The sequence below is a fragment of the Salinisphaera sp. genome (assembly GCF_002729955.1).
Taxonomy (GTDB): domain Bacteria; phylum Pseudomonadota; class Gammaproteobacteria; order Nevskiales; family Salinisphaeraceae; genus Salinisphaera.
The window spans coordinates 1-21,147 of record NZ_PBYA01000052.1; the positions used below are offsets into that span (position 1 = coordinate 1).

The 21,147-nt window shown below is 65.7% G+C and carries 20 protein-coding genes; 15 read left to right on the forward strand and 5 right to left on the reverse strand.

The features are described from left to right. Window positions 1–393: 393 nt before the first annotated feature. Window positions 394–1,032, reverse strand: a complete 639-nt coding sequence (locus CMN27_RS14450) for a DJ-1/PfpI family protein (protein ID WP_293627541.1) — start codon at window positions 1,030–1,032, stop codon at window positions 394–396. Window positions 1,033–1,089: 57 nt separating this feature from the next. Further along, window positions 1,090–1,884: an inositol monophosphatase family protein gene (locus tag CMN27_RS14455; protein ID WP_293627542.1), complete on the reverse strand. Its 795-nt coding sequence runs from the start codon at window positions 1,882–1,884 to the stop codon at window positions 1,090–1,092. A gap of 98 nt (window positions 1,885–1,982) precedes the next feature. Between CMN27_RS14455 and CMN27_RS14460 the strand changes: the two genes are divergently transcribed. The 14 genes from CMN27_RS14460 (at window position 1,983) to der (ending at window position 14,933) form a co-directional block, all read left to right on the forward strand. Then, entirely contained in the window at window positions 1,983–2,801 is an 819-nt protein-coding gene (locus tag CMN27_RS14460; RefSeq protein WP_293627543.1) for an RNA methyltransferase, read from the forward strand. Between the two features lie 111 nt (window positions 2,802–2,912). Then, window positions 2,913–3,638, forward strand: coding sequence for a serine O-acetyltransferase (gene cysE / locus CMN27_RS14465; protein ID WP_293627544.1), 726 nt, complete (start codon window positions 2,913–2,915; stop codon window positions 3,636–3,638). Window positions 3,639–3,686: 48 nt separating this feature from the next. Beyond that, window positions 3,687–4,850, forward strand: coding sequence for a cysteine desulfurase family protein (locus tag CMN27_RS14470; protein ID WP_293627545.1), 1,164 nt, complete (start codon window positions 3,687–3,689; stop codon window positions 4,848–4,850). Continuing rightward, a complete protein-coding gene (locus CMN27_RS14475; RefSeq protein ID WP_293627546.1) occupies window positions 4,847–6,013 on the forward strand; it encodes a cysteine desulfurase family protein in 1,167 nt (388 codons plus the stop codon). Before CMN27_RS14470 ends, CMN27_RS14475 begins: the two co-directional genes overlap by 4 nt. Window positions 6,014–6,084: 71 nt before the next feature. Beyond that, on the forward strand, window positions 6,085–6,396 hold the full coding sequence (locus tag CMN27_RS14480; protein ID WP_293627547.1) for an iron-sulfur cluster assembly scaffold protein: 312 nt from the start codon (window positions 6,085–6,087) through the stop codon (window positions 6,394–6,396). 33 nt (window positions 6,397–6,429) lie between these two features. Next, the gene (locus CMN27_RS14485; protein WP_293627548.1) at window positions 6,430–6,777 is read left to right on the forward strand and encodes an iron-sulfur cluster assembly accessory protein; all 348 of its coding nucleotides are present in this window, start codon (window positions 6,430–6,432) and stop codon (window positions 6,775–6,777) included. Between the two features lie 126 nt (window positions 6,778–6,903). Beyond that, complete coding sequence (gene ndk / locus CMN27_RS14490) at window positions 6,904–7,329, forward strand: nucleoside-diphosphate kinase (RefSeq protein ID WP_293627549.1); 426 nt, start codon at window positions 6,904–6,906, stop codon at window positions 7,327–7,329. A 22-nt stretch (window positions 7,330–7,351) separates the two neighbouring features. Next, complete coding sequence (gene rlmN, locus CMN27_RS14495; protein WP_293627550.1) at window positions 7,352–8,533, forward strand: 23S rRNA (adenine(2503)-C(2))-methyltransferase RlmN; 1,182 nt, start codon at window positions 7,352–7,354, stop codon at window positions 8,531–8,533. Next, on the forward strand, window positions 8,530–9,282 hold the full coding sequence (gene pilW, locus CMN27_RS14500; RefSeq protein ID WP_293627551.1) for a type IV pilus biogenesis/stability protein PilW: 753 nt from the start codon (window positions 8,530–8,532) through the stop codon (window positions 9,280–9,282). Before rlmN ends, pilW begins: the two co-directional genes overlap by 4 nt. Further along, window positions 9,282–10,316, forward strand: a complete 1,035-nt coding sequence (locus tag CMN27_RS14505) for a RodZ domain-containing protein (RefSeq protein WP_293627553.1) — start codon at window positions 9,282–9,284, stop codon at window positions 10,314–10,316. Before pilW ends, CMN27_RS14505 begins: the two co-directional genes overlap by 1 nt. Window positions 10,317–10,332: 16 nt before the next feature. Continuing rightward, window positions 10,333–11,607, forward strand: a complete 1,275-nt coding sequence (hisS, locus tag CMN27_RS14510; protein ID WP_293627555.1) for a histidine--tRNA ligase — start codon at window positions 10,333–10,335, stop codon at window positions 11,605–11,607. Between the two features lie 73 nt (window positions 11,608–11,680). Then, complete coding sequence (locus CMN27_RS14515; protein ID WP_293627557.1) at window positions 11,681–12,349, forward strand: tetratricopeptide repeat protein; 669 nt, start codon at window positions 11,681–11,683, stop codon at window positions 12,347–12,349. Beyond that, a complete protein-coding gene (bamB, locus tag CMN27_RS14520) occupies window positions 12,346–13,530 on the forward strand; it encodes an outer membrane protein assembly factor BamB (protein ID WP_293627559.1) in 1,185 nt (394 codons plus the stop codon). The genes CMN27_RS14515 and bamB overlap by 4 nt, the downstream gene beginning before the upstream one ends. A gap of 56 nt (window positions 13,531–13,586) precedes the next feature. Beyond that, entirely contained in the window at window positions 13,587–14,933 is a 1,347-nt protein-coding gene (gene der, locus CMN27_RS14525; RefSeq protein WP_293627561.1) for a ribosome biogenesis GTPase Der, read from the forward strand. Between the two features lie 431 nt (window positions 14,934–15,364). Here the strand turns inward: der and CMN27_RS14530 are convergent, their stop codons facing one another. Together CMN27_RS14530 and xseA are read right to left on the reverse strand one after the other, a co-directional pair. Further along, a complete protein-coding gene (locus CMN27_RS14530) occupies window positions 15,365–16,456 on the reverse strand; it encodes an SH3 domain-containing protein (RefSeq protein ID WP_293627563.1) in 1,092 nt (363 codons plus the stop codon). Between the two features lie 92 nt (window positions 16,457–16,548). Next, the gene (xseA, locus tag CMN27_RS14535; RefSeq protein WP_293627565.1) at window positions 16,549–17,919 is read right to left on the reverse strand and encodes an exodeoxyribonuclease VII large subunit; all 1,371 of its coding nucleotides are present in this window, start codon (window positions 17,917–17,919) and stop codon (window positions 16,549–16,551) included. A gap of 217 nt (window positions 17,920–18,136) precedes the next feature. Here xseA and guaB point away from each other — a divergent pair, with 217 nt between their 5' ends. Next, complete coding sequence (gene guaB, locus CMN27_RS14540; protein ID WP_366515463.1) at window positions 18,137–19,603, forward strand: IMP dehydrogenase; 1,467 nt, start codon at window positions 18,137–18,139, stop codon at window positions 19,601–19,603. Between the two features lie 20 nt (window positions 19,604–19,623). Here the strand turns inward: guaB and CMN27_RS14545 are convergent, their stop codons facing one another. Continuing rightward, window positions 19,624–20,730 carry an MBL fold metallo-hydrolase gene (locus tag CMN27_RS14545; RefSeq protein ID WP_293627569.1) on the reverse strand — a complete coding sequence of 369 codons (1,107 nt, stop codon included), beginning with the start codon at window positions 20,728–20,730 and terminating at the stop codon, window positions 19,624–19,626. Window positions 20,731–21,147 lie beyond the last annotated feature (417 nt).

Genomic DNA, 21,147 nt, shown 5'->3' on the forward strand with positions numbered 1-21,147 from the left:
CGAGTGACTTTCATTTGCTTGTCCAAATGAAAGTAACCAAAGCAAAGGACACCCTGTCTTGCGTCGGCGCTTCGCGCCGATGCCCTCCCATCGCAGCCGGCAAGCGGGACGGCCGGAAACTCGCTGCGCTCAAACATCCGGCCGTCTTCTTCCGCTTGCCGGCTGCGCTGCTCGGCGCTGCGCCCAAGGGGCCCAATACAGACAAGCTCGCTATCGCTCGCTCAAGGTCTCGGCTTTTGTAGGCCGGATTAGGGCGTAGACTGGATTGGCGCAGCGTAATCCAACAGGGAATGCTGCCCGATCGGTCGATTCGCCGCCCGCTCGCTAAATTGATCTCGATGCACAACCTATGCGGCCTTCGATGATTTCGCCAGGTCCGCCGGTCGGGTTTTCTCAGCGGGAGACAGGCGGCTCGTTAACGTAGCGCGGCACCCCATCGGCGAGATGCGCATCCCCGTAACGACGATCGTGCGGATAATACTCGGCCCAGCGCTGCACTTCGCCGGCCGTGCGTTCACCGGCGGTGTCGGCGATGAAGGCCAGCGTCATGTCCATGCCGGCCGACACCCCGGCGGAGGTCCAGATGTGTCCCGTGTGGGTGAACCGTGTTTCGTGAACAGCCACGTCCCCGAGCGCGCGCAGACGATCGAGTGATGCCCAATGCGTGGTTGCGGGTTGGCCGGTGAGTACGCCGGCCCGGTGAAGCAGGAAGGCGCCGGTACACACCGAAAGCAACGCTTGGCATTGGCTCGCACATTCGCTGATGAAGGCGATGGTCGCGGCTTCGTCGACCACCCGGCGCGTACCGCGTCCGCCGGGCACCAGCAGTACGTCGAGCGCCGGGCACTCTGCGAAGCAGACGTCGGCTGTGAGCGTCAGACCCTTGGCGCAACGAACCGGGCCGGGTTGGGTGGCCACGAGGAGACGTTCGTCCGGGCCGTCGAAGTATTCGGCCCATACGCCCACGAGTTCCCACGGGCCGAGCAGGTCCAGTTCTTCCACGCCGTCGAAGATAAGAAAGCCGAAACGCATGTCCCGCCTCCGTGTTGTTAAACCACGTTCGATCATGCGCTCGTCGAGACTATCGAGCTAGCTGCCACCCTGCGGCGTACGCTCGATCTTTTCGATCAGCTGCGGATACAGCTTCGGGTTGGCGGCGATTACGTTGCCGGTTTTCAGCGGGTCCTGATCCTTGATATCGCCGGCGATGCCGCCCGCGCCGCGTACCAGCAGCAGGCCGGCGGCCATGTCCCAGGGCGCGAGGCCCATTTCCCAGAAGCCGTCCAGGCGACCGGCCGCGACATAGGCCAGGTCGAGCGCGGCGGAGCCGGCGCGACGAATATCCGCGCTTGAGGAGAGCAGGCGGTTGAACACCGGCATATGGGTGGCGATGTCCTGCTTCTTGCGATAGGCAAAGCCGGTGGCGAGCAGGGCCTGGCGCAGGCGCGTGGTGCGGGTCACGCGAATACGCTTGCCGTCCAGGCTGGCACCCGCGCCGCGATCGGCCGTGAACAGCTCGTCCTTGACCGGGTCGTAGATCACTGCGTGTTCGATCACGCCGTTGATCTGGCAGGCAATCGATACACAGAAATGCGGGATGCCGGCCATAAAGTTGGCGGTGCCATCGATCGGGTCGATGATCCAGACGGTATCGGACTCGCCGCCGGTTTCGCCGGATTCCTCGGCCATGAAGGCATGGTCCGGGTAGGCACGGCTGATGGTATCGATGATCGTGTTTTCGGCGCGCTGGTCGGCCTCGGTCACGAAATCGTTGCGGCCGCTCTTGGCCGTGACTTCGCCGGTATCGCCGCGTCGGTAGTATTCCAGAATCACGCCGCCGGCCCGGCGGGCGGCGGTAACGGCGACATTGGTCAACGGTTGCATCGGACAGTCCTTATCGAACCCGGCGCGATCGGGCCGGGCGAGCCATGAAAAGCCGGGTAGCGTACCATCTGCACGCCGTATTGATACGAGAGTCGACCATGAGCGACCCGGTGACCGCACCATCATCCCCCGTATTCGATGAATCTTGTCTGGCGCGTCTGCGTATCGTGCTGGTCGGCGCCCAGCATCCGGGCAATATCGGGGCGGCGGCGCGCGCGATGAAGGTGATGGGCCTGCACGACCTAGCGTTGGTCGCGCCTGAGCGTTACCCCGATCCCGAAGCGCTGGCCCGGGCCTCCGGCGCGGATGACGTGCTCGAGGCCGCCCGCGTGTACGACACGCTGGAAGAGGCGATCGGCGACTGTACGCTGGCGATCGGCGCGAGCGCGCGCCGGCGACATATGCACTGGCCGCTGGTGGATGCCCGCAGCGCGGCGGCGCGGGCGATCGAGCTGGCCCAGGATCAGAACGTGGCGCTGGTGTTCGGGCGTGAGCGCAGCGGGCTGGAAAACGCCGAGCTGGATCTGTGCCAGCTCCACCTGCAGGTGCCGACCAACCCCGAGTATCGCTCGCTCAATCTGGCGGCGGCGGTGCAGGTGGTGGCCTACGAGCTGCGCATGGCCGCCGGCGATGCGCCCGAAGCCGAGCCGGCGCACGAACCGGTGACCACCGCGGATATGGAGGGGCTTTTCGGCCACTGGCAGGACGTGCTCGGCGCCAGCGGTTTTCTGGACACGGAGAATCCGGGGCATCTCATGCGCCGTCTGCGCCGACTGTTCAATCGCGCGGCGCCGGACCGTATCGAGGTGAATATTCTGCGCGGCGCACTGCGCTCGCTGGACCCGCGTCGACGCCCGCTGCGCGGCGCGCCGGGTAACGACAATGACCGCGAAGACGATTCGGCACTTGATCCGTAGCGGATAAACCCGAAATAGTGCCTATTGCAGGCATAACGCTCGACGGCACGAGGATATCGGCATGCATCGACATCAACACACGCGCATGCGCGGCGACGCGCGGAGCACCTCATGATCTCGCGCATGCGTGAGGACATCCACACCATCTTCGAGCGCGACCCGGCCGCGCGCAGCGTGTGGGAAGTAATCTTTTCCTATCCGGGCCTGCATGCGCTTTGGTGGCATCGGCTGGCCCACTGGTGCTGGACGCATCGGCTGACCTGGCTGGGGCGCTTCGTATCGCATATCTCGCGCTGGCTGACCGGCATCGAGATTCATCCGGGCGTGACCATTGGCCGGCGTTTCTTCATCGACCACGGCTTTGGCGTGGTCATCGGCGAAACCACGATCATTGGCGACGACGTCACCCTTTATCAGGGCGTGACTCTGGGTGGTACGAGCTGGAACCCCGGCAAGCGCCATCCCACGCTCGAAAACGATGTGGTGGTCGGCGCCGGCGCCAAGGTGCTGGGCCCGTTCACGGTGGGCAAGGGCGCCCGTATCGGCTCGAACGCGGTGGTGGTCAAGGAAGTGCCGCCCGGCTGCACCGCGGTGGGTGTGCCCGCCAAGCTGGTCAAGTGCAAGAACGCCACGCCGGCCGACCGGCGACGGGAAACGGCGGATCGAATCGGCTTTTCTACCTACGGCGTATCCCAGGACATGCCCGACCCGGTCGCCACCGGCATCGATGCCATGCTCGACCATATCGATTCGCTCGAGCGTCGCCAGGACGAGCTGGAATCGTTGACCAAGCGTCTGTCCGAGCAGCTCGCCGAGCGTCAGACAGACAAGGTCTGAGCGCGGCCGACGTTTTCGTCCAAGCGCGGCAGAGGCCGCGAGTTTGCCATGACGATTTATTTCGACCACAACGCGACCACGCCCCTGCATCCCGACGTGTTCGAGGCCATGCGGCCGTGGCTGACCGAGCGCCACGGCAACGCCTCGTCGCTGCACCGCGCCGGGCGTGAAGCCCGGGCCGCCATCGATACCGCCCGGGGCCAGGTCGCCGATTGCGTGAATGCGCATCCGTCCCAGGTCATCTTCACGGCCGGCGGCACCGAGGCCGACAACATGGCGCTCAAGGGCGTCGCGGCCATGCGTGCGCCGGGACGAATGCTGATTTCGCCCATCGAGCACCCCGCGATCACCGATGCGGCCGGCGCGCTGGAACGCGACGGCTGGCGTATCGATCGGGTCGCGGTCGATAGTCAGGGGCGGGTCGACCTCGCGGACCTGCAGCGCCAGCTCGAGGTAGGCGATGTCGCGCTGGTGTCGATCATGGTGGCGAATAACGAAACCGGCGTGCTCCAGGATCTGCCTGCGATCGCGCGTGCCGTTCGGGCAGCCGGCGCCTGGCTGCATACCGATGCCGTACAGGCCATGGGCAAGCTGGACTTCGACTTTGCCGCCAGCGGCGCGCACTGCGCGAGCCTGTCGTCGCACAAGATCCAGGGTCCCAAGGGCGTGGGCGCGCTGATCGTGGACAAGCATATGGACATGGCGCCGCTCGTTCACGGCGGCGGGCACGAGCAGGGGCTGCGCTCCGGCAGCTACAACGTGGCCGGCATCGTCGGCTTTGGCGCGGCCGCAGCACGACTGCTGAACCAGCGCGATGCCGAAATCCGGCATATGCGTGATCTGCGCGAACAACTGGAAATCGGGCTCGATGCCATGCCCGGCATTACCCGGTTTTCGGCCGAAGCCGAACGGCTGCCGAACACCAGCCAGTTCGCGGTGGCCGGCTACGACGGCGAGGGGCTGCTCATGCTGCTCGACCGCGAGGATATCGCGGTGTCTTCCGGCTCGGCCTGTGCGGCCGGCACCGGCGAGCCCAGCCCGGTACTGCTGGCGATGGGCATTGCGCCGGATGTAGCCCAGGGCGCGATACGTGTGAGCCTGGGGCCGCAGAACACGCTGGAAGAAATTCAGCAGTTTCTGCTCGCGCTCGGCCGTTTGTCGGACGGTGGCGGCGCCATGCCGGGGCGTATCAGCGCATCCGTGCTGGGATGAGCGCCGCGGATTCCACAATCTATCTCGATTATGCCGCCACCAGCCCGCTGGCGCCGGGCGTGATCGAAGCCATGCAGCAGGCGCTGGTGGCGACCGACGCCAATCCGGCCTCGCCACACGGCCCGGGCCGCGCGGCGGCGGGACTGATCGATACCGCGGCCGAAGAAGTGGCGGGGCTGATCAATACGCAGGCCCGAAATCTGGTCTGGACGTCGGGGGCCACCGAGTCGATCAACCTCGCGCTCAAGGGTATGGCCGGCTTTGTCGGCGCCGGCACGCATATCGTGAGCGTGGTGACCGAGCACAGCGCCACCCTCGATACGCTCGACTGGCTGGAAAAACAGGGCGTGCGGGTCACGCGGCTGGCAGTTCAGGGCGACGGCCGTATCGATCTGGACGCGCTCGAGGCAGCGCTGGAAGACGACGCAACGCTCGTTTCCATCATGCACGTGAATAACGAAACCGGGGCGATTCAGGATATCGCCGCCGTGGGCGAACGCTGTAGCGCGCACGGTGTGCCTCTGCACGTGGATGCGGCCCAGAGCCTCGGCCGGCTGCCGATCGATGTGCAGGCGATGAATATCGCGCTGCTTTCGCTGTCGGCGCACAAGATCGGCGGGCCCAAGGGTATCGGCGCGTTGTATGTACGCCCGCGTACCGGTCTGGCGGCACAGCTGCACGGCGGCGGCCAGCAGCGCGGCCTGCGTTCCGGCACGCTGGCCACGCATCAGATCGCCGGATTCGGCGCGGCGGCGGCGCATGTGGCGGCCATCCGCGACAGCGAACAAAAACGGCTGGCAGTGCTGCGCGAACATCTGGCCGAGGCGCTTGTCGGCGTTGATAACGTCGTGCGCAACGGTGCGCCGGCGCATACGGCGGCAGCCTTTCTCAACGTCAGCGTTGCCGGTGTGCATGGGGATGCGCTGCTCATGGGGCTGACCGAAGGCATGCCCGCGCTGGCGGTGTCCTCCGGGGCGGCCTGCAGCGCGGCCAAGGGCCAGTCGTCGTACGTGCTACGCGCAATGGGGCGTAGCCCGCGCGAGGCCGGGGCGAGTATTCGTTTCTCGCTCGGCGCATCGACCACGCGGGCACAGATCGAGGCCGCCGCGAGCCGGTTCATCGACGAGGTGGTACGTCTTCGGCGTATCGCCAGTGCGGCATGACGCAGGCGTCGGCGCCGGTCTGGCAGGCGCGGTTTTTGCGGCCGCAGCACGCACTCGCAGATTGTGCCATCATGCAATGGCAAGGTTCGGGGTTTGCCGATACGCCGGCAGCCGATGCTCGTTGTCATCTTTATCTGGCAGCGCAAGCCGAGGCGGGCTCGAAACATATTGCACAGGCGGCGTTCGCCGTGTTCGGCCCGCCGGTGGCGATCGCCTGTGCGGACTGGGCCTGCGAACGGTTGCAGGGCCGAACGATCGAGAGGGCACGAAGTCTCACAAGCAGGGATTTCGAACAGGCCCTGGGCCTGGCCCCGGCCGAGCGCTATGCGGCGCTACTGGTGCTGGATGCACTCGAGGCCGCGCTCACGGACTGGGGGGCCTAGAACAATGCTTCGTTTATCTGGGATGATGAGCTCATGAGTGAAACGCTAGTCGAACCCGAAGAGATAACCCTGACGCCGGCCGCGGCCGAGCGCATCAAGAGCCAGCTGTCCAAGCGTGGCAGCGGGATCGGGCTGCGCGTGGGCGTGCGCAAGTCCGGCTGCAGCGGTTATATGTACACCATGGACTATGCCGACGAAATTGGCGCCGAGGACGACGTCTTCGAAGGCTACGGCGCCAAGGTGGTGGTCAATCGCAAGCATATGGCGGTGCTCAAGGGCACCACGCTGGATTTCCGGTCGGAAGGTCTCAACCGCATGTTTCGATTCGAGAATCCCCACGCCAAGAACGCCTGCGGCTGCGGCGAGTCGTTCACGGTATAGCGCCACGAACGCGGCGTTCCTGACAAGCCGCGCTTCGAAACGCTACAATGGGAGGTTAGCTTTCGCACCAGCGCATTGCTGGGGCGACGTTTTTAATCGAATTCGTAGTTCCATTAGGGAGAACCCATGGCCGTTGAGCGCACCCTGTCCATCATCAAGCCCGATGCCGTCGCCAAGAACGTAATCGGCGAAATCCTCAGCCGTTTCGAGAAGGCCGACCTGCGCATTATTGGCGCGCGTATGGTGCAGCTGTCCCGTGAGGACGCAGAAAAGTTCTATGCCGTGCACTCCGAGCGTGGTTTCTTCAACGATCTGGTGTCGTTCATGATCTCCGGCCCGGTCATGGTGCAGGCGCTCGAGGGCGAGAACGCCATCGCCAAGAACCGTGACCTGATGGGCGCGACCAACCCCAAGGAAGCCGAAGCCGGCACCATCCGTGGTGATTTCGCCGAGTCCATCGATGCCAACGCCGTGCATGGCTCGGACGCGCCGGAAACCGCCAAGCAGGAAATCGAGTTCTTCTTCGGGCAGGACGGCCTCTGCCCGCGCTAGTTCGCAACCGCGCGATTCGCTCATGAGCACGACCGTCAGCGACACCACCGACACCGCCACGACGCCGGCAAAGACCGCGCGTGTGAACCTGTTCGGCCTGGATCGCGAGGCCATGTCGGCGTTTTTTCGTGAGCATGGCGAATCCGCGTTTCGGGCCAAGCAGGTCATGCAGTGGATCTATGCCCGCGGCGTGACCGATTTCTCGGCGATGACGGATCTGTCCAAGGCGCTGCGAGAGCGTCTGCCCGACATCGCCGAGATTCGCCCCCCGGCCAAGATCCGCGAACAGAAAGCCAGCGACGGCACCCGCAAGTGGCTGCTTGCAGTCACCGAGGATCTGGATCCGGACAACGCCATTGAGGCGGTCTATATTCCGGAAGCCGACCGCGCGACGCTGTGTATCTCGTCGCAGATCGGCTGCGCGCTCGACTGCTCGTTCTGTGCCACCGGCAAGCAGGGCCTGAACCGCAACCTGACCACGGCCGAGATCGTCGGCCAGGTCTGGATGGCCGAGCACGACCTGCGTGCTCAGGGCATGGTCCACGGCGAACGGGCGCTGTCGAATATCGTGTTCATGGGCATGGGCGAGCCGTTGGCCAACTACCGTGCGGTGGTGCCGGCGATTCGTATCCTGCTCGACGATTACGGCTTCGGCCTGTCGAAACGCCGGGTTACGGTCTCGACTTCGGGTATGGTTCCGTTCATGGATCGTCTGCGCGAAGAAGTCGATGTTGCCCTGGCCGTGTCGTTGCATGCGCCTACCGATGCGCTGCGCGACGAACTCGTGCCGATCAACCGCAAGTACCCGTTGGCCGAACTCATGGGTGCCTGCGATCGCTACGTGGAAGGCAAGCAGCGGCGTGCCCACGTGGTCTACGAGTACGTGCTGCTCAACGGCGTGAACGACAACCCCGAGCAGGCACGCGGGCTGGTCAAACTGCTGGCCGACCGGCCGGCCAAGATCAACCTCATTCCCTTCAATGCCTTCGAGGGCAGCGGCTACAGCCGGCCCGACGAAGCGCGTATCCGCCAGTTTCAGGACATTCTGCACAACAAGGGTCTGCGTACCACGGTGCGGCGTACCCGCGGCGACGATATCGATGCCGCCTGCGGCCAGCTGGTCGGGCGCGTACGCAGCAAGCAGAAGCGCCATTTTCGCGACGTGCCGATCAGGGTCGAGAGCAAGCGGGCCACACCGGTATGAGGAGTCTGCGTTGGGGGGCGGTTATCGCGCTGCTGTCCGTGCTCGTGGCGGTGGCCGGCTGTGCCGGGGGCGCCAACGCGGTCGACAACCAACGCGCCGCCGAAGCCAATGCCAGCCTTGGCGCCGATTTTCTGCGCAAGCAGGACAACGAAAACGCCCTGTCGCGCTTTCGCCGTGCCCTGGATTACGACAGCAGCAACACTACGGCGAACTGGGGCATGGCCATCGTCAGCGACCGATTGGGCGAAGACGAGGACGCTAAGCGCTACTACGAAAAAACGCTCGGCCTGCAGCCGAACGCGGCGATCTACAACAGCTATGCCGCGTTCCTGTGCAAGGAGGGCGATGTCGAGCGCGCCGTTCGTTATTTCGAGCGCTCGGCAAGCGACGAACGCTATCCGGGGCGGGCGGATGCCATGGCCAACGCCGGCCTGTGCCTGCACCGTGCCGGCCAGGCCCAGCCCGCCGAGCAGCACTATCGCCAGGCGCTGGCCATGGATTCAACGCAGCTGACGGCGCTCACCGGCATGTCGCGTCTGCAATTCGAGCAGGGTGATTTCCTGCGTGCCCGGGCTTTCAACGAGCGCGCCGACGGCGTCGCCCAGCTCGATGCCGACCAGCTTCTGCTGGCCGCGCGCATCGAACTCGCGCTGGGCGATCGCGACGCGGCGGCGGCCTATCTCGAGCGCCATAATGCCCGCGAACCGAGTGCGACGTTGTCGCTGCGCCAACTGGAGCAATCGCGCTGATGAACGAATCGACACAGTCTTCCGAAGAAAAACCGGGCGAGCGCCCCGGCCGCAGCCGTTCGGACATGCAATCGCCGGGCGAGATTCTGCGCGAAGGACGTCTCGCCCACGACTGGTCCGTAGAGGACCTCTGCGCCGAGACCAAGCTGTCCGAAAAAGCCGTCCATGCCCTGGAAAACAACCAGTTCGACGAGCTCTCGCAGCCCATCTTCGCCGGCGGCTACTATCGCCAGTGCGCCAAGGTGCTGGATATCGACACCGAGCGCATGATGGCCGCCTATGCTGCCTGGGGCGGCAAGAAAACCTCATCGGCCACGGCCCAGCCGGCCGCGGTGGAAGTGGTGCCGCAGGACGTCACGCCGCCCAACTGGCGTGCCTTCGGCGCGATCGGCGTGGTCGTGCTGCTGGCGGTGCTGGGCGCGGTGTTCATCTTCTTGCCCGATGCCGATCTGCCGGACGAGAACGGCGCCGCCAGCGGCACCGGCACCGCCGGTATTGCCGATAGCAGCCAGCGCCCGACCGTGGGCAGCGGCAACAGCAGCGCGACCGGCGGCGGCACGCCGCGCAGCTCACGCGATTCCGGCACCAGCCTGCGCGTATCGCCGGGCACGGGCAGCACGGGTAACGGTTCGGTTGCCAATGGCAACGGGGCCGGCGCCTCGGGCGGGGCGAGCACTGGTCAGCGTATGGGCGGACGCAACGTCAACGACACGCTCGGCATCGATCGCGAGGCCGAACGCCGCGAGCGCGAGCAGGCCCCGCCGCCGCAGCCGCAGGTGGCCGCCAATCATCTGGTGGTGACCTTCACCGACCGCTCCTGGGTGGATATTCGCGATGCCAACGGTTCGCGTCTGCTCACCGGCATTTACGATGCCGGCGACAGCCGCGAGTTCGATGGCGAGGCGCCGTATCGGATCACGCTCGGCTATGCCCCGGGTGTCTCCATGACGATCGGCGGCGAAGATGTCGACGTGAAGTCGCAGACCACCAGTAACAGCACCGCCCGACTGACCGTCGAAGCCCGCGACAGCTAAGAAGTTCGTTCCGACCATGAGCCAGCGTATCCAGTCCATCCGTGGGATGAACGACATCCTCCCGGCCGACAACGCCGCCTGGGCCACGCTCGAACGCGTTGCCGCCCGCGTGTTCGCCGGCTATGGCTACGAGCAGATCCGGCTGCCCATCATGGAGCGCACCGGCCTGTTCAAGCGGGCGGTGGGCGAAGTCACCGACATCGTCGAAAAAGAGATGTACACCTTCGAGGATCGCGGCGGCGAATCGCTGTCGCTGCGACCGGAAGGCACCGCCGGCGCGGTACGAGCCGGCATCGAGCATGGCCTGCTGCATAACGCCACGCAGCGTCTGTGGTACACCGGGCCGATGTTTCGCTACGAGCGCCCCCAGAAGGGGCGCTATCGCCAGTTCCACCAGTTCGGCGTCGAGGCCTTCGGCCAGACCGGCCCGGATGTGGATATCGAACAGATCGCAATGGCGGCCCGTCTGTTCGCCGCGCTCGGCGTCACCGGCATGCGCCTGCAGATCAATACCCTTGGCACGCCCGAAGAACGCGCCGATTATCGCGACGCGCTGCATGCCTATTTCAGCGAGCACTTCGATACGCTCGACGAAGACAGCAAGCGCCGCCTGGATCGCAACCCGCTGCGTATCCTGGATACCAAGAATCCGGCCATGGCCGACGTAGTGGCCAATGCACCGACGCTGCGCGAGTATCTCGGTGCCGAGTCGACCGCGCATTTCGACGGGCTTTGCCAGGGCCTGGAAGCGCTTGGCATCGATTACACCATCAACCCCCGACTCGTACGCGGTCTGGACTACTACACACGTACGGTGTTCGAGTGGATCACCGCCGATCTCGGCGCCCAGGACGCGGTCTGCTCCGGGGGGCGCTTCGACGGCCTGGTGGAACAGCTGGGCGGCAGCGCGACCCCGGCCATGGGCTTTGCCCTGGGCGTGGAACGGCTGATCGCGCTCATGCTCGATCAGAACGTCGCGCTGGACGACCTCAAACCGCAGGTCTATCTCATCCATACCGGCGATACCACGTCCGCGCGCGTGCCGGCGCTGGCCGAGGCGCTGCGCGATGCGCTGCCCGATCTGCGCCTGCGGGTGCATGCCGGCGGCGGCAGCATGAAGTCGCAGTTCAAGCGCGCCGACAAGAGCGGCGCAACGCTGGCGCTGATCTTCGGCGACGACGAGGCCGCAGCCGATGAGATCCAGATCAAGCCGCTCACCGATGCGCGCGACCAGGAACGCGTGGCCATCGACGGCGCCGCCGAACGTATCGCCACACTGCTGGCCGGCTAGTCGGGAACGACGCCGCCGATTCGCAGTCTGTATCTTCGTGTTTTCCAATCAATAACAAAGCAAAGCGCAACGCATGGCCGAATTCGATAACGACGAGATGGGCCGCCTGAAACAATTCTGGGCGGGCAACGGGTCGGCGCTGGTGATCGGGGTCGTGCTCGGGCTGGTGGTGATCATCGGCTGGCAGGGCTGGCAGTGGTACCAGGATCGTCAGGCCGTCAAGGCCGCCGATATCTATCAGCAGATCGAACCGGCACTGGCCGGCGACAGCGTCAATGAGCAGGCGCTGGACACCGTCGAACGCCTGAAAGACGACTATGCGAACCCCCCGTATGCCGCCGATGCCGCCATGCGTCTGGCCAGCCAGTACGTACAACAGCAGGACTACGACAAGGCTCGCGAGCAGCTGATGTGGGTGAGCGAAAACGCCGCCAACGAAGGCGTGGCGCATATCGCCCGCGTACGCGCTGCGCGCCTGCTGTGGACCCAGGACAAGCCCGACGAGGCACTGAGCCTGCTCGATACCGACCATCCTGCGGCCTTCGATGCGCTCTACGCCGAAACCCGCGGCGATATTCTGGCCGCGCAGGGCGATCGTGAAGGCGCCTACAAGGCCTACCGGATTGCCCTGGAAAGCCTGCCGCCGGATATCGCCACCCGGGCGCTCGAAACCAAGATTGCCGACAACGCGCCGGCCGATGCCGCCGACGCGCCGACCGACTCGAACAGCGCTTCATCATGAATCATCGAAACCATACGTTCCTGAAGACCACCGGCGTGGCCGTCGTGCTGGCCGTGAGCAGTGCGGTGCTGACTGCCTGCGGCGGCGGCGCGAACGTGGCCGAGCCGACACCGCTGGCCACGCTGGACTCGCCCGCCTATCGCATGCAGACGGTCTGGAAGACCGACGCAGGCGAGGGCGCCGGCGACTACGTGAGCGGCTTTGAGCCGGTGGTCGACGGCGAACGCCTTTACGTGGGCAACAACGACGGCTACGTGATGGCGCTCGATCTGGCCAGCGGCCGCAAGATCTGGCGTTCACGCACCGGCGATCGGCTGATCTCCGGGCCGACGGTGGCGGGTGGTCTGCTGCTGCTGGGCACGCGGGACGGCCAGGTGGTGGCCCTGTCGGCCGAGACCGGCGAACGCGAATGGACCGCGGCCCTGTCGAGCGAGATCATCTCGGCCCCGGCCGCGACCGACAATATCGCCGTGGCGCGTACGCTCGACGGCCGGCTGGTGGCACTCGACATGGCCAACGGCAAGCGCCGCTGGAGCATCGAGCGCAACGTACCCACGCTGACCCTGCGCGGCACCTCGTCACCGGTCATCGTGGGCGATACGGTCTATGCAGGCCTGGACAACGGCAACGTGCTGGCCCTGGATCTGGCCACCGGCGAAGAGCGCTGGTCGCAGACGATTGCGTTCCCGAGCGGGCGTTCCGAACTCGAGCGCATCGTCGATATCGATGCCAATCCGCTCGTGGTCAACAACGAACTCTATGCCGTGAGCGCGGGTGGGCAGCTGGCGTCGCTGGCCACCACCTCGGGGCGCGTACGCTGGCGCCACGAGCTGGCCTCGGAGAAGGCGCTGGCCCTGGACGAGCGCAACATTTACGCCGTGGATCGCGATAGCGTGGTCTGGGCGGTCAATCGGCTGACCGGCAACGAACGCTGGCAGCAGGACGGCCTGGAATACCGCAAGCTGTCCGGCCCGGCGCTTCTGGCCGGCGATCTGGTCGTGGGCGATTACGACGGCTATGTGCACTGGCTGTCGGCCGACGACGGCCGCGTGATTGCGCGCGGGCGCCCGTTCAAGGAACCGATCCGCTCGCAGCCGCTGGTGGTGGGCGATCGCGTGATCGTGGTCGGCGCCTATGGTGAAGTCGCCGCGCTGCGCTTCACGCCCCGCGACGAGCGCTAGCCATTACTACCGACGAACCCGATTTCGAAGACGTCAGCGATACACCGGCGCCGACCGTGCTGCCGGTGCTTGCGCTGGTGGGCCGGCCCAACGTGGGCAAGTCCACGCTGTTCAACCGGCTCACGCGTACGCGCGATGCCCTGGTGGCCGATCAGCCGGGCGTGACCCGCGATCGCCACTACGGTTTCGCGACCTACAACGGCCAGCGCTATATCGTGGTGGATACCGGCGGTATCGGCCAGGACGACGAGGACATCGACAGCCAGGCCTTGGCCCAGACCCGCGCCGCGCTGGAAGAGGCCGACGTGGTGCTGTTCGTGGTCGACTCGCGCCAGGGGCTGATGGCCGGCGACGAGACCATTGCCGAGCAGCTGCGCCGTATCGATCGCCCGGTTCATGTGGTGGTGAACAAGAGCGAAGGACAGATCGGGGCCAGCGCGGTCGCCGAATTCCATGCGTTGGCCTTTGGCGACCCCTGGGCGGTTTCGGCGACCCACGGTGATCGTATCTCGCTGTTACTGGGGCACGTGTTCGAGCACCTGCCGGCGCCGCGGGCGCAGGTATTGCCGCATCATCGCGGCGCCATTCGCCTGGCCCTGCTGGGGCGACCGAATGCGGGCAAGTCCACGCTGGTCAATCGCCTGCTCGGCGAAACCCGCATGCTCACCCAGAACGCGCCGGGGACGACCCGCGACGCGGTAGCCAGCGAGTTCAGCTTCGACGACAAGCCCTATGTGATCGTCGACACCGCCGGCATCCGGCGTCGTGCGCGTATTGATGACGACGTGGAAAAGGTCAGCGTGGTCAAGGCCATGCAGGCGATGGAAGCCGCGCAGGTGGTCATCGTCATGCTCGATGCCGCGAGCGGCCTGTCGACCCAGGATATCCGCCTGTTGAACATGGCCGTCGAGCGCGGCCGTGCGGCGGTGATCGCGGTCAACAAATGGGATGGCCTCGAAGAAAAACAGCGCGAAAAGCTGCACGGCGAACTGGTCAAGCGCATCGGCGCCTTCGACTATCTGCCGCTGCTGTTCATTTCCGCGCTGCACGGCTCCGGCCTGCGCGATCTCATGGAGGCTATTCAGGCCTCGCATCGGGCCGCATTTGCCGAGCTGAGCACGAACGCGCTCTCGCGTACGCTCGAAGACGCGGTCGAAGCCCATTCGCCGCCGGCGATCCACGGCCGCCGGATCAAACTGCGCTATGCCCATCAGGGCGGCCGCAACCCGCCGACAATCGTCATCCACGGCAACCAGACCCAACGTGTATCCGACGAGTACAAGCGCTATCTCATGCGTCGGTTCCGGGAAAAGTTCGACCTGTTCGGTACGCCCATCCATCTGGTATTCAAGAACAGCGATAATCCCTACGTGCAACGCGGCAGCAAGCGCAAACGCTCCTGACCGGTATTACCGGCGCGCGTGAATCATGTGCCGCGCCCAGCCGGCTGCGGCACGGTTGAGCGAACTGTGCATGTCCAGCCGGGCGCACAGCCCGGGATAAAACCTCTCTTGCGACTGGCACGTGGCGTGGCGCTCGCAAGGGCGGCATAGGCGGCCTTGTCGCTCTGCGAAGCCTTTTTTGCACGGTGTGGACGCGTGGCGGTGCCGTGTGCCGGTGGACCGACCACAGGCGCAGGGCGACGGACAGTCGTGATGCGTTCTTCTCTGCTTTGGCGTCATGGGCACGGCTGTCAAGTGCGCAAGCGAGACGGTGGCTCATCGCATGCGTTCGAATCGCAGAGCATTCCGCCACAAAAAAACCCGCGTCACGCGACGCGGGTTTTTCTGCCAGCCGGGCGGACGCCCTGCCGGCGGGGGCAATGACTGCCTCGCTATTTCTTGAGCAAGAAGTCAGCCACCCAGCCTTTGCGGTCGTCTTCGAACTTCACGTAACGCCAGCCTTTGTCCTCTTTCAGGATCTCGACCGAGTCGCCTTCCTTGGCCTGGAACAGGACCTTGGAATTCGTGCTTGATCCGTCACGGATATTGACCGTGCTACCGCTGATCGTCGCTGACGGATACTCCGGCTCCGCCGGGGTCGCCGCCTCGGCGGCGGCAGCGCGTTCGGCCTGGGCAGCCGCCGCAGCCTCGGCCTGTGCTTTTGCCTCGGCTTCAGCCTGGGCCTTCGCTTTCGCCGCGGCTTCAGCTCGCTCACTGCAATCCGTAAAGGTGCGCTGGAACCAGTTACAGGAGATGGTGGAAGTGCTGGCCTTGCTCTCGGCGCGGGCACCCGAATGCTGTGCCGCCGTTTCGGTGTTGTAGGGCTCGGTATGGCCGTCCGCGAATACCAGATGCGGGCTCATCTTCTGGGGTACGACCTCGAGCGGGCCCACGGCTACGCGAGTGTTGTCGGCACCGGGCAGGGTGGTGGGCTTCTCGCCGTCGATATAGAACTGCCAGACTTCGACCGTGAGCGTATCGCCCTTGGTCTTCCAGCCGACCACGAGGCCGTCGTTGGTGTAGGCATAGCGCAGCCGACGGATCTGCATCCAGATCATCGCGTCGTCCACGGTTTCGAAGCGGCGCTGGCCTTCCTCGACGTCCACCTTGGTGATCCCGTCGGCGGCTTCCCAGACCGGCGGCTGGCCTTCGTAACGAATGCCCATGCTGCCGGCGAAGCGCTCGCTGCGCGGTTCCAGAATCACGCCGCGACGGTTGCCACGCCAGGTATAAACGCGGCGCAGGCCCGGGCCGGCTTCGATCTTGATACGGCCCCAGGGCGCGTCGGCCACGATCTGCGTGCCGTCGGAGAGCACGATTTCGTTGTTTTCGGGTACCGCGTCGCCGCCCTCGGGAATCGGCGGCGGTTCGGGGGTGACGATACGCGGGCCCGTGGCACAGCCACCGAGCAGCAATAACGCCGTAACGCACACGGCGAAAGCAATGGAGCGGCCGCGGGTCGCGGCGTGCGAAGCTAACTGCATAGATCGATAACCCCTTGATTTAGTATTGGGTCGTTGTGGAAACCGGCCTCGGCGTACCCCTCGCATCACGCGGCGCCGGCAGTGAGCATGACTCAGGTGAAGCCCGTGCCCGGGTCGGTATGAATTTCACGAACCTCGCAATCCAGCCGACCGCGGGCCAGAGTCACCTGGATCGCATCGCCCGTGGTGACTGTATCGGCCGAGCGAAGCACATGATTATGTCCATCGCGGGCGATAGCATACCCGCGTTCAAGCGTTTGCAGCGGGCTCACGGCATGCAGGCCGCGGGCCGCGTTGGCAAGACGTATGTCGGCCTGTTCGATATGCCTGTGCATGGCCCGTCGCAGGCGTTTGACGCGCTCGGCGTGGGCGTTTTGCTGAGTGTTGAGCTGTCGCTGCGGCGAGGCGCGCTGCAGACGCTGGGTCAGCGTGGAAAGACGCAGTCGGCTTTGTTCGATGCGCTGGCGAAGCGCGCGCTGAAGGCGCTGGTCGGCCACGTCGAGGCGCTGCATGGGCACTTCCAGGCGGCGGCGCGGATGCTGGCGGGCCAGCCGCGCGTCGAGCCCGGCGAGCTGCTGGCGCGCCTGATGCAGACGCTGTTCCATGCGCCGGTTGAGCTGCTCGGCCAGCCGCGGCAGCGCCTGCGCGCGCGCGCCCAGATCCGGGCATACCAGTTCGGCCGCGGCCGAGGGCGTGGCCGCACGCACGTCGGCGGCAAAATCGGCGATGGTTACATCGACCTCGTGGCCGACGCCCGATACCACGGGTATGCGGCTGGCGACGATGGCACGGGCGACGTTCTCGTCGTTGAATGCCCATAGATCCTCAAGCGAGCCGCCGCCGCGTACCAGCAGCAGCACGTCGCAGTCGGCGCGTTCGCTGGCCCGTGCCAGCGCTTTCACGATAGCCGGCGGCGCGGCATCACCCTGCACCGGTACGGGATAGACGCGTACCGCGCCCAGCGGGAAGCGGCGTGCCACCACGCTCAGTACGTCGCGAATGGCCGCGCCCGTGGCCGAGGTGATGACACCGATACGGGCCGGGGCCGCGGGCAGGGCGCGCTTGCGCTCGGCCGCGAACAGGCCTTCGGCGTCGAGTTTCGTCTTGAGCTGTTCGAAGGCACGCCGCAGTGCGCCGTCGCCGGCCGGCTCCACATGCTCGACGATCAGCTGATAGTCGCCGCGGGCGGCATACAGGCTCACCCGGGCGCGTACGCGGACCTGGTCGCCGTCGGCCAGCGGCGTACGCATCAGGCGTGCCTTGCCACGAAACAGCGCGGCGCGTACCTGCGCATCGCCGTCCTTGAGGCTGAAGTAAAGATGCCCCGAGCGCGGGCGCGCCAGGTTGGATATTTCGCCCTCCACCCAGAGCAGGCCGTAGCTGTGTTCCAGCAGCTGGCGTACCGAGGCGTTCAACTCGCTGACGCTGAATACGATGCGCGAATCGGAGGCGGGACGGCTCATGAAATATCGGTGATCCGGGTTGGGGCATGGACCGCGCCAAGCGGCGCGGGTTCCTCGTGCGCACTCCGTTGCGACAGTACACCGCAGAGCCCGGCCGTGGCCAACCCCGATCGGCGTCGGCTTATATGAAAGGCGCGGGTCTTGCTTTATAATGCGCGGTCTTTGCGGCGGCGATACGGGTCACGTAAAGCCGCCCACTGCCGGCGAGCCTATGACCCTGAGAATCAGCGAGCAAGCCCTGACGTTCGACGACGTCCTGCTCCAGCCCGCCTACTCCGACGTACTGCCGCGCCACGTCGACCTGTCCACGCGCCTGACCCGCAACATCACGCTGAATCTGCCCCTGATTTCGGCGGCGATGGATACGGTCACCGAGGCAGGTCTCGCGATCGCGCTGGCCCAGGAGGGCGGCATTGGCATCATCCACAAATCGATGCCGCCGGAAGTGCAGGCCCAGCACGTACGCACGGTCAAGAAATACGAATCCGGCGTAATCTCCGACCCGATCACCACCGGCCCGGATGCCACCATCCGCGAGGTGCTCGAGCTTACCCGTCGCAGTCGCATCTCCGGCGTGCCGGTGGTCGACAAGGGTGTACCGGTGGGTATTGTCACCAGCCGCGATCTGCGTTTCGAAACCCGTTTCGATGCCCCGGTCACCAGCGTGATGACGCCCAAGGAGCAGCTGATCACGGTGCGCGAAGGCGCCGACCGCGACGAAATCCTGGGGCTGTTCCATCAGCACCGTATCGAGAAGGTTCTGGTCGTCAACGACGACTTCGAGCTGCGCGGCATGATCACCGTCAAGGACATCCAGAAGTCCTCCGACTTTCCCAACGCCTGCAAGGATGCCCACGGCAGCCTGCGCGTGGGGGCGGCCGTCGGCCCCGGCCCGGAAACCTTTGCCCGTGTTCAGGCCCTGGCCGAAGCGGGCGTCGACGTGGTGGTGGTGGATACCGCCCACGGCCATTCCTCCGGCGTGCTCGATACTGTGCGCCAGCTCAAGCAGCGCTTTGGCGATCTGCAGATCATCGGCGGCAACGTGGGCACGGCCGAAGGCGCCAAGGCGCTGGTCGAAGCCGGCGTGGATGCGGTCAAGGTGGGCATCGGCCCCGGTTCGATCTGCACCACGCGTATCGTGGCCGGTATCGGCGTGCCGCAGATTTCGGCGGTGGCCAACGTGGCCGCCGCGCTGGAAGGCACCGACGTACCCTTGATCGCCGATGGCGGCATTCGTTATTCCGGCGATGTGGCCAAGGCCATTGCCGCGGGTGCCTATGCGGTGATGATCGGCGGCATGTTTGCCGGCACCGAAGAAGCGCCGGGCGATATCGAGCTGTATCAGGGACGCTCCTACAAGGCCTATCGCGGCATGGGCTCGTTGGGCGCCATGAGCGGCGATTCCGGCTCGGCCGACCGCTACTTCCAGGACCCCTCCGAAGAGATCCAGAAGCTCGTGCCGGAAGGCATCGAAGGCCGGGTGCCCTACAAGGGCCCGGTGGGTGGCATCGTCCACCAGCTCATCGGCGGCCTGCGCGCGGCCATGGGCTATACCGGCTGCCATAACATCAGCGAAATGCGCACCCAGCCGACGTTCGTGCAGATCACCGCGGCCGGTGTAAAGGAATCGCACGTCCACGACGTGCATATCGTCAAGGAAGCGCCCAACTACGGCGTGGACTAAACTTCTGGGGGGGGGCGGCTTCACGCCTGTTGTGAGGCCGCCTTCATGGCGCCATGCATGCAGGCCGGGCAGGCGCCCGGCATGGCGCGGGCGAGATCAGCCTGGCGGCGCAGGATATTCAGCCGGCCCAGCGGTTCCGGCAGATTGCGTAACGCAACTCCCCAGTCGCGATACAGCGTGAAGGCGTTGGTCACGATGCGCTCCGGCGAGTCCCAGCCCGCGAACGGCTGGCGCTTGAAGGCGTCGCTTGCAGCCACGGCCTGAGCCGCTTCGAGCGGCGATCGGCCGCGTTGCTTCTCCGCGTACAGCGCGTTCTGGATGAAATCCCAGTAATCGAGGGTCTGCTGCACGTCGGCCCGGCCGGCGATTGCCCCGTGGCCTGGCACGAATATATCGGCCTTGAGTGCCAGCAGGCGTTCGAGGCCGGCCACCACGTTCGCGATCGGCCCCGCCCAGGCCAGCGGCGTAGCGCCCACGAACAGCACATCGGCGGCATACACCACGCGCTCGTCGGGCACGAATACGGCACAGTCGCCTTCGGTATGGGCCGGGCCGAGTTCGATGAGTTCGAGCGTGACCCCGTTCACCTCCAGCGTATGTGTGCCGCTGAACGAATCGTTGGGGTAGGTCAGCCGTACGTCGGCAAAATCGTAGGGCGCGAACATGCCGCGCATGTAGCGGGAAAACGGGCCCAGGCCGGGCACCAGCTCGAGGCCACGGCTGGCTGCGGACAGAGCGCGCAGGCTGTTCGGCTTGAGCTCGTTCATCTGGGCGATACAGGCATCGCTGGCGATGATATGGCGGCCTGCCAGCAGCTGATTGCCCCACCAGTGGTCGCCGTCGGCATGGCTGTTGATCACGTGCTCGATGGGCGCATCGCGCAGCAGATCCGCCGCGCCGTCGAGCATGGCCTGGGTCGTGCGGACGTCCCAGCAGGTATCGATCAGCACGGTCTGCTTGCCGCAGACCACGAGACCGGTGTTCGTCTCGCCCCAGGAACCGTTGGGCACCATCCAGGCATGGCTGTGCGAACCCAGCGCATACAGGCCTTCGCGAAAGGTGGGCGTCTCGCCGAAGCGGGTGCGCTGCCGTGCCGGCCCGGTCAGCCAGCGGGCTTTGATGCTCATGGCCTGCTGCGACCGCGGGCCGCGTCGGCAGGAAAAGCGCGTCGAAATCGCATGGCAACCTCTGGCAAAGAAGCCTTCGGCACCATAAGGCCGAAGCGGACGGGCTTTGTCAAAGCATGGGCAGGGCCGTCGTACTGAGCCGGGCGAGCAGTCTGAGGCCGCGAAGTGAGGATTGGTAGCGGGCAGGCCAGACGGGCGCAGCCGCCACTACCGAAGCGGTCGCCTCGACGCCAGGCAGGCGTTCGAGGCGGGGTCGGCTTACGGCCTTCGGCCTAAGCCGACCTAAGTGACTGTCGCGCGCTTAAGGTCACATTTTTCGTAGGTCGGATTAGCCGAAGGCGTAATCCGCCAAGAACGCAGCCACTGTTTCTGGTTTAAGTCTGTAGCCGTAGCCGCCGGGGCTTGGGATCAACGAAG

Bases quoted from the DNA above. Each gene is read 5' to 3' on its own strand.
- pilW (WP_293627551.1), top strand. From the start codon at position 8,530: ATGAGGAGTCTGCGTTGGGGGGCGGTTATCGCGCTGCTGTCCGTGCTC.
- hisS (WP_293627555.1), top strand. From the start codon at position 10,333: ATGAGCCAGCGTATCCAGTCCATCCGTGGGATGAACGACATCCTCCCG.
- ndk (WP_293627549.1), top strand. From the start codon at position 6,904: ATGGCCGTTGAGCGCACCCTGTCCATCATCAAGCCCGATGCCGTCGCC.
- CMN27_RS14455 (WP_293627542.1), bottom strand. From the start codon at position 1,884: ATGCAACCGTTGACCAATGTCGCCGTTACCGCCGCCCGCCGGGCCGGC.
- cysE (WP_293627544.1), top strand. From the start codon at position 2,913: ATGATCTCGCGCATGCGTGAGGACATCCACACCATCTTCGAGCGCGAC.
- bamB (WP_293627559.1), top strand. From the start codon at position 12,346: ATGAATCATCGAAACCATACGTTCCTGAAGACCACCGGCGTGGCCGTC.
- CMN27_RS14515 (WP_293627557.1), top strand. From the start codon at position 11,681: ATGGCCGAATTCGATAACGACGAGATGGGCCGCCTGAAACAATTCTGG.
- CMN27_RS14470 (WP_293627545.1), top strand. From the start codon at position 3,687: ATGACGATTTATTTCGACCACAACGCGACCACGCCCCTGCATCCCGAC.
- CMN27_RS14480 (WP_293627547.1), top strand. From the start codon at position 6,085: ATGCAATGGCAAGGTTCGGGGTTTGCCGATACGCCGGCAGCCGATGCT.
- xseA (WP_293627565.1), bottom strand. From the start codon at position 17,919: ATGAGCCGTCCCGCCTCCGATTCGCGCATCGTATTCAGCGTCAGCGAG.
- CMN27_RS14450 (WP_293627541.1), bottom strand. From the start codon at position 1,032: ATGCGTTTCGGCTTTCTTATCTTCGACGGCGTGGAAGAACTGGACCTG.
- CMN27_RS14460 (WP_293627543.1), top strand. From the start codon at position 1,983: ATGAGCGACCCGGTGACCGCACCATCATCCCCCGTATTCGATGAATCT.
- rlmN (WP_293627550.1), top strand. From the start codon at position 7,352: ATGAGCACGACCGTCAGCGACACCACCGACACCGCCACGACGCCGGCA.
- CMN27_RS14545 (WP_293627569.1), bottom strand. From the start codon at position 20,730: ATGAGCATCAAAGCCCGCTGGCTGACCGGGCCGGCACGGCAGCGCACC.
- CMN27_RS14475 (WP_293627546.1), top strand. From the start codon at position 4,847: ATGAGCGCCGCGGATTCCACAATCTATCTCGATTATGCCGCCACCAGC.
- CMN27_RS14485 (WP_293627548.1), top strand. From the start codon at position 6,430: ATGAGTGAAACGCTAGTCGAACCCGAAGAGATAACCCTGACGCCGGCC.
- CMN27_RS14505 (WP_293627553.1), top strand. From the start codon at position 9,282: ATGAACGAATCGACACAGTCTTCCGAAGAAAAACCGGGCGAGCGCCCC.
- CMN27_RS14530 (WP_293627563.1), bottom strand. From the start codon at position 16,456: ATGCAGTTAGCTTCGCACGCCGCGACCCGCGGCCGCTCCATTGCTTTC.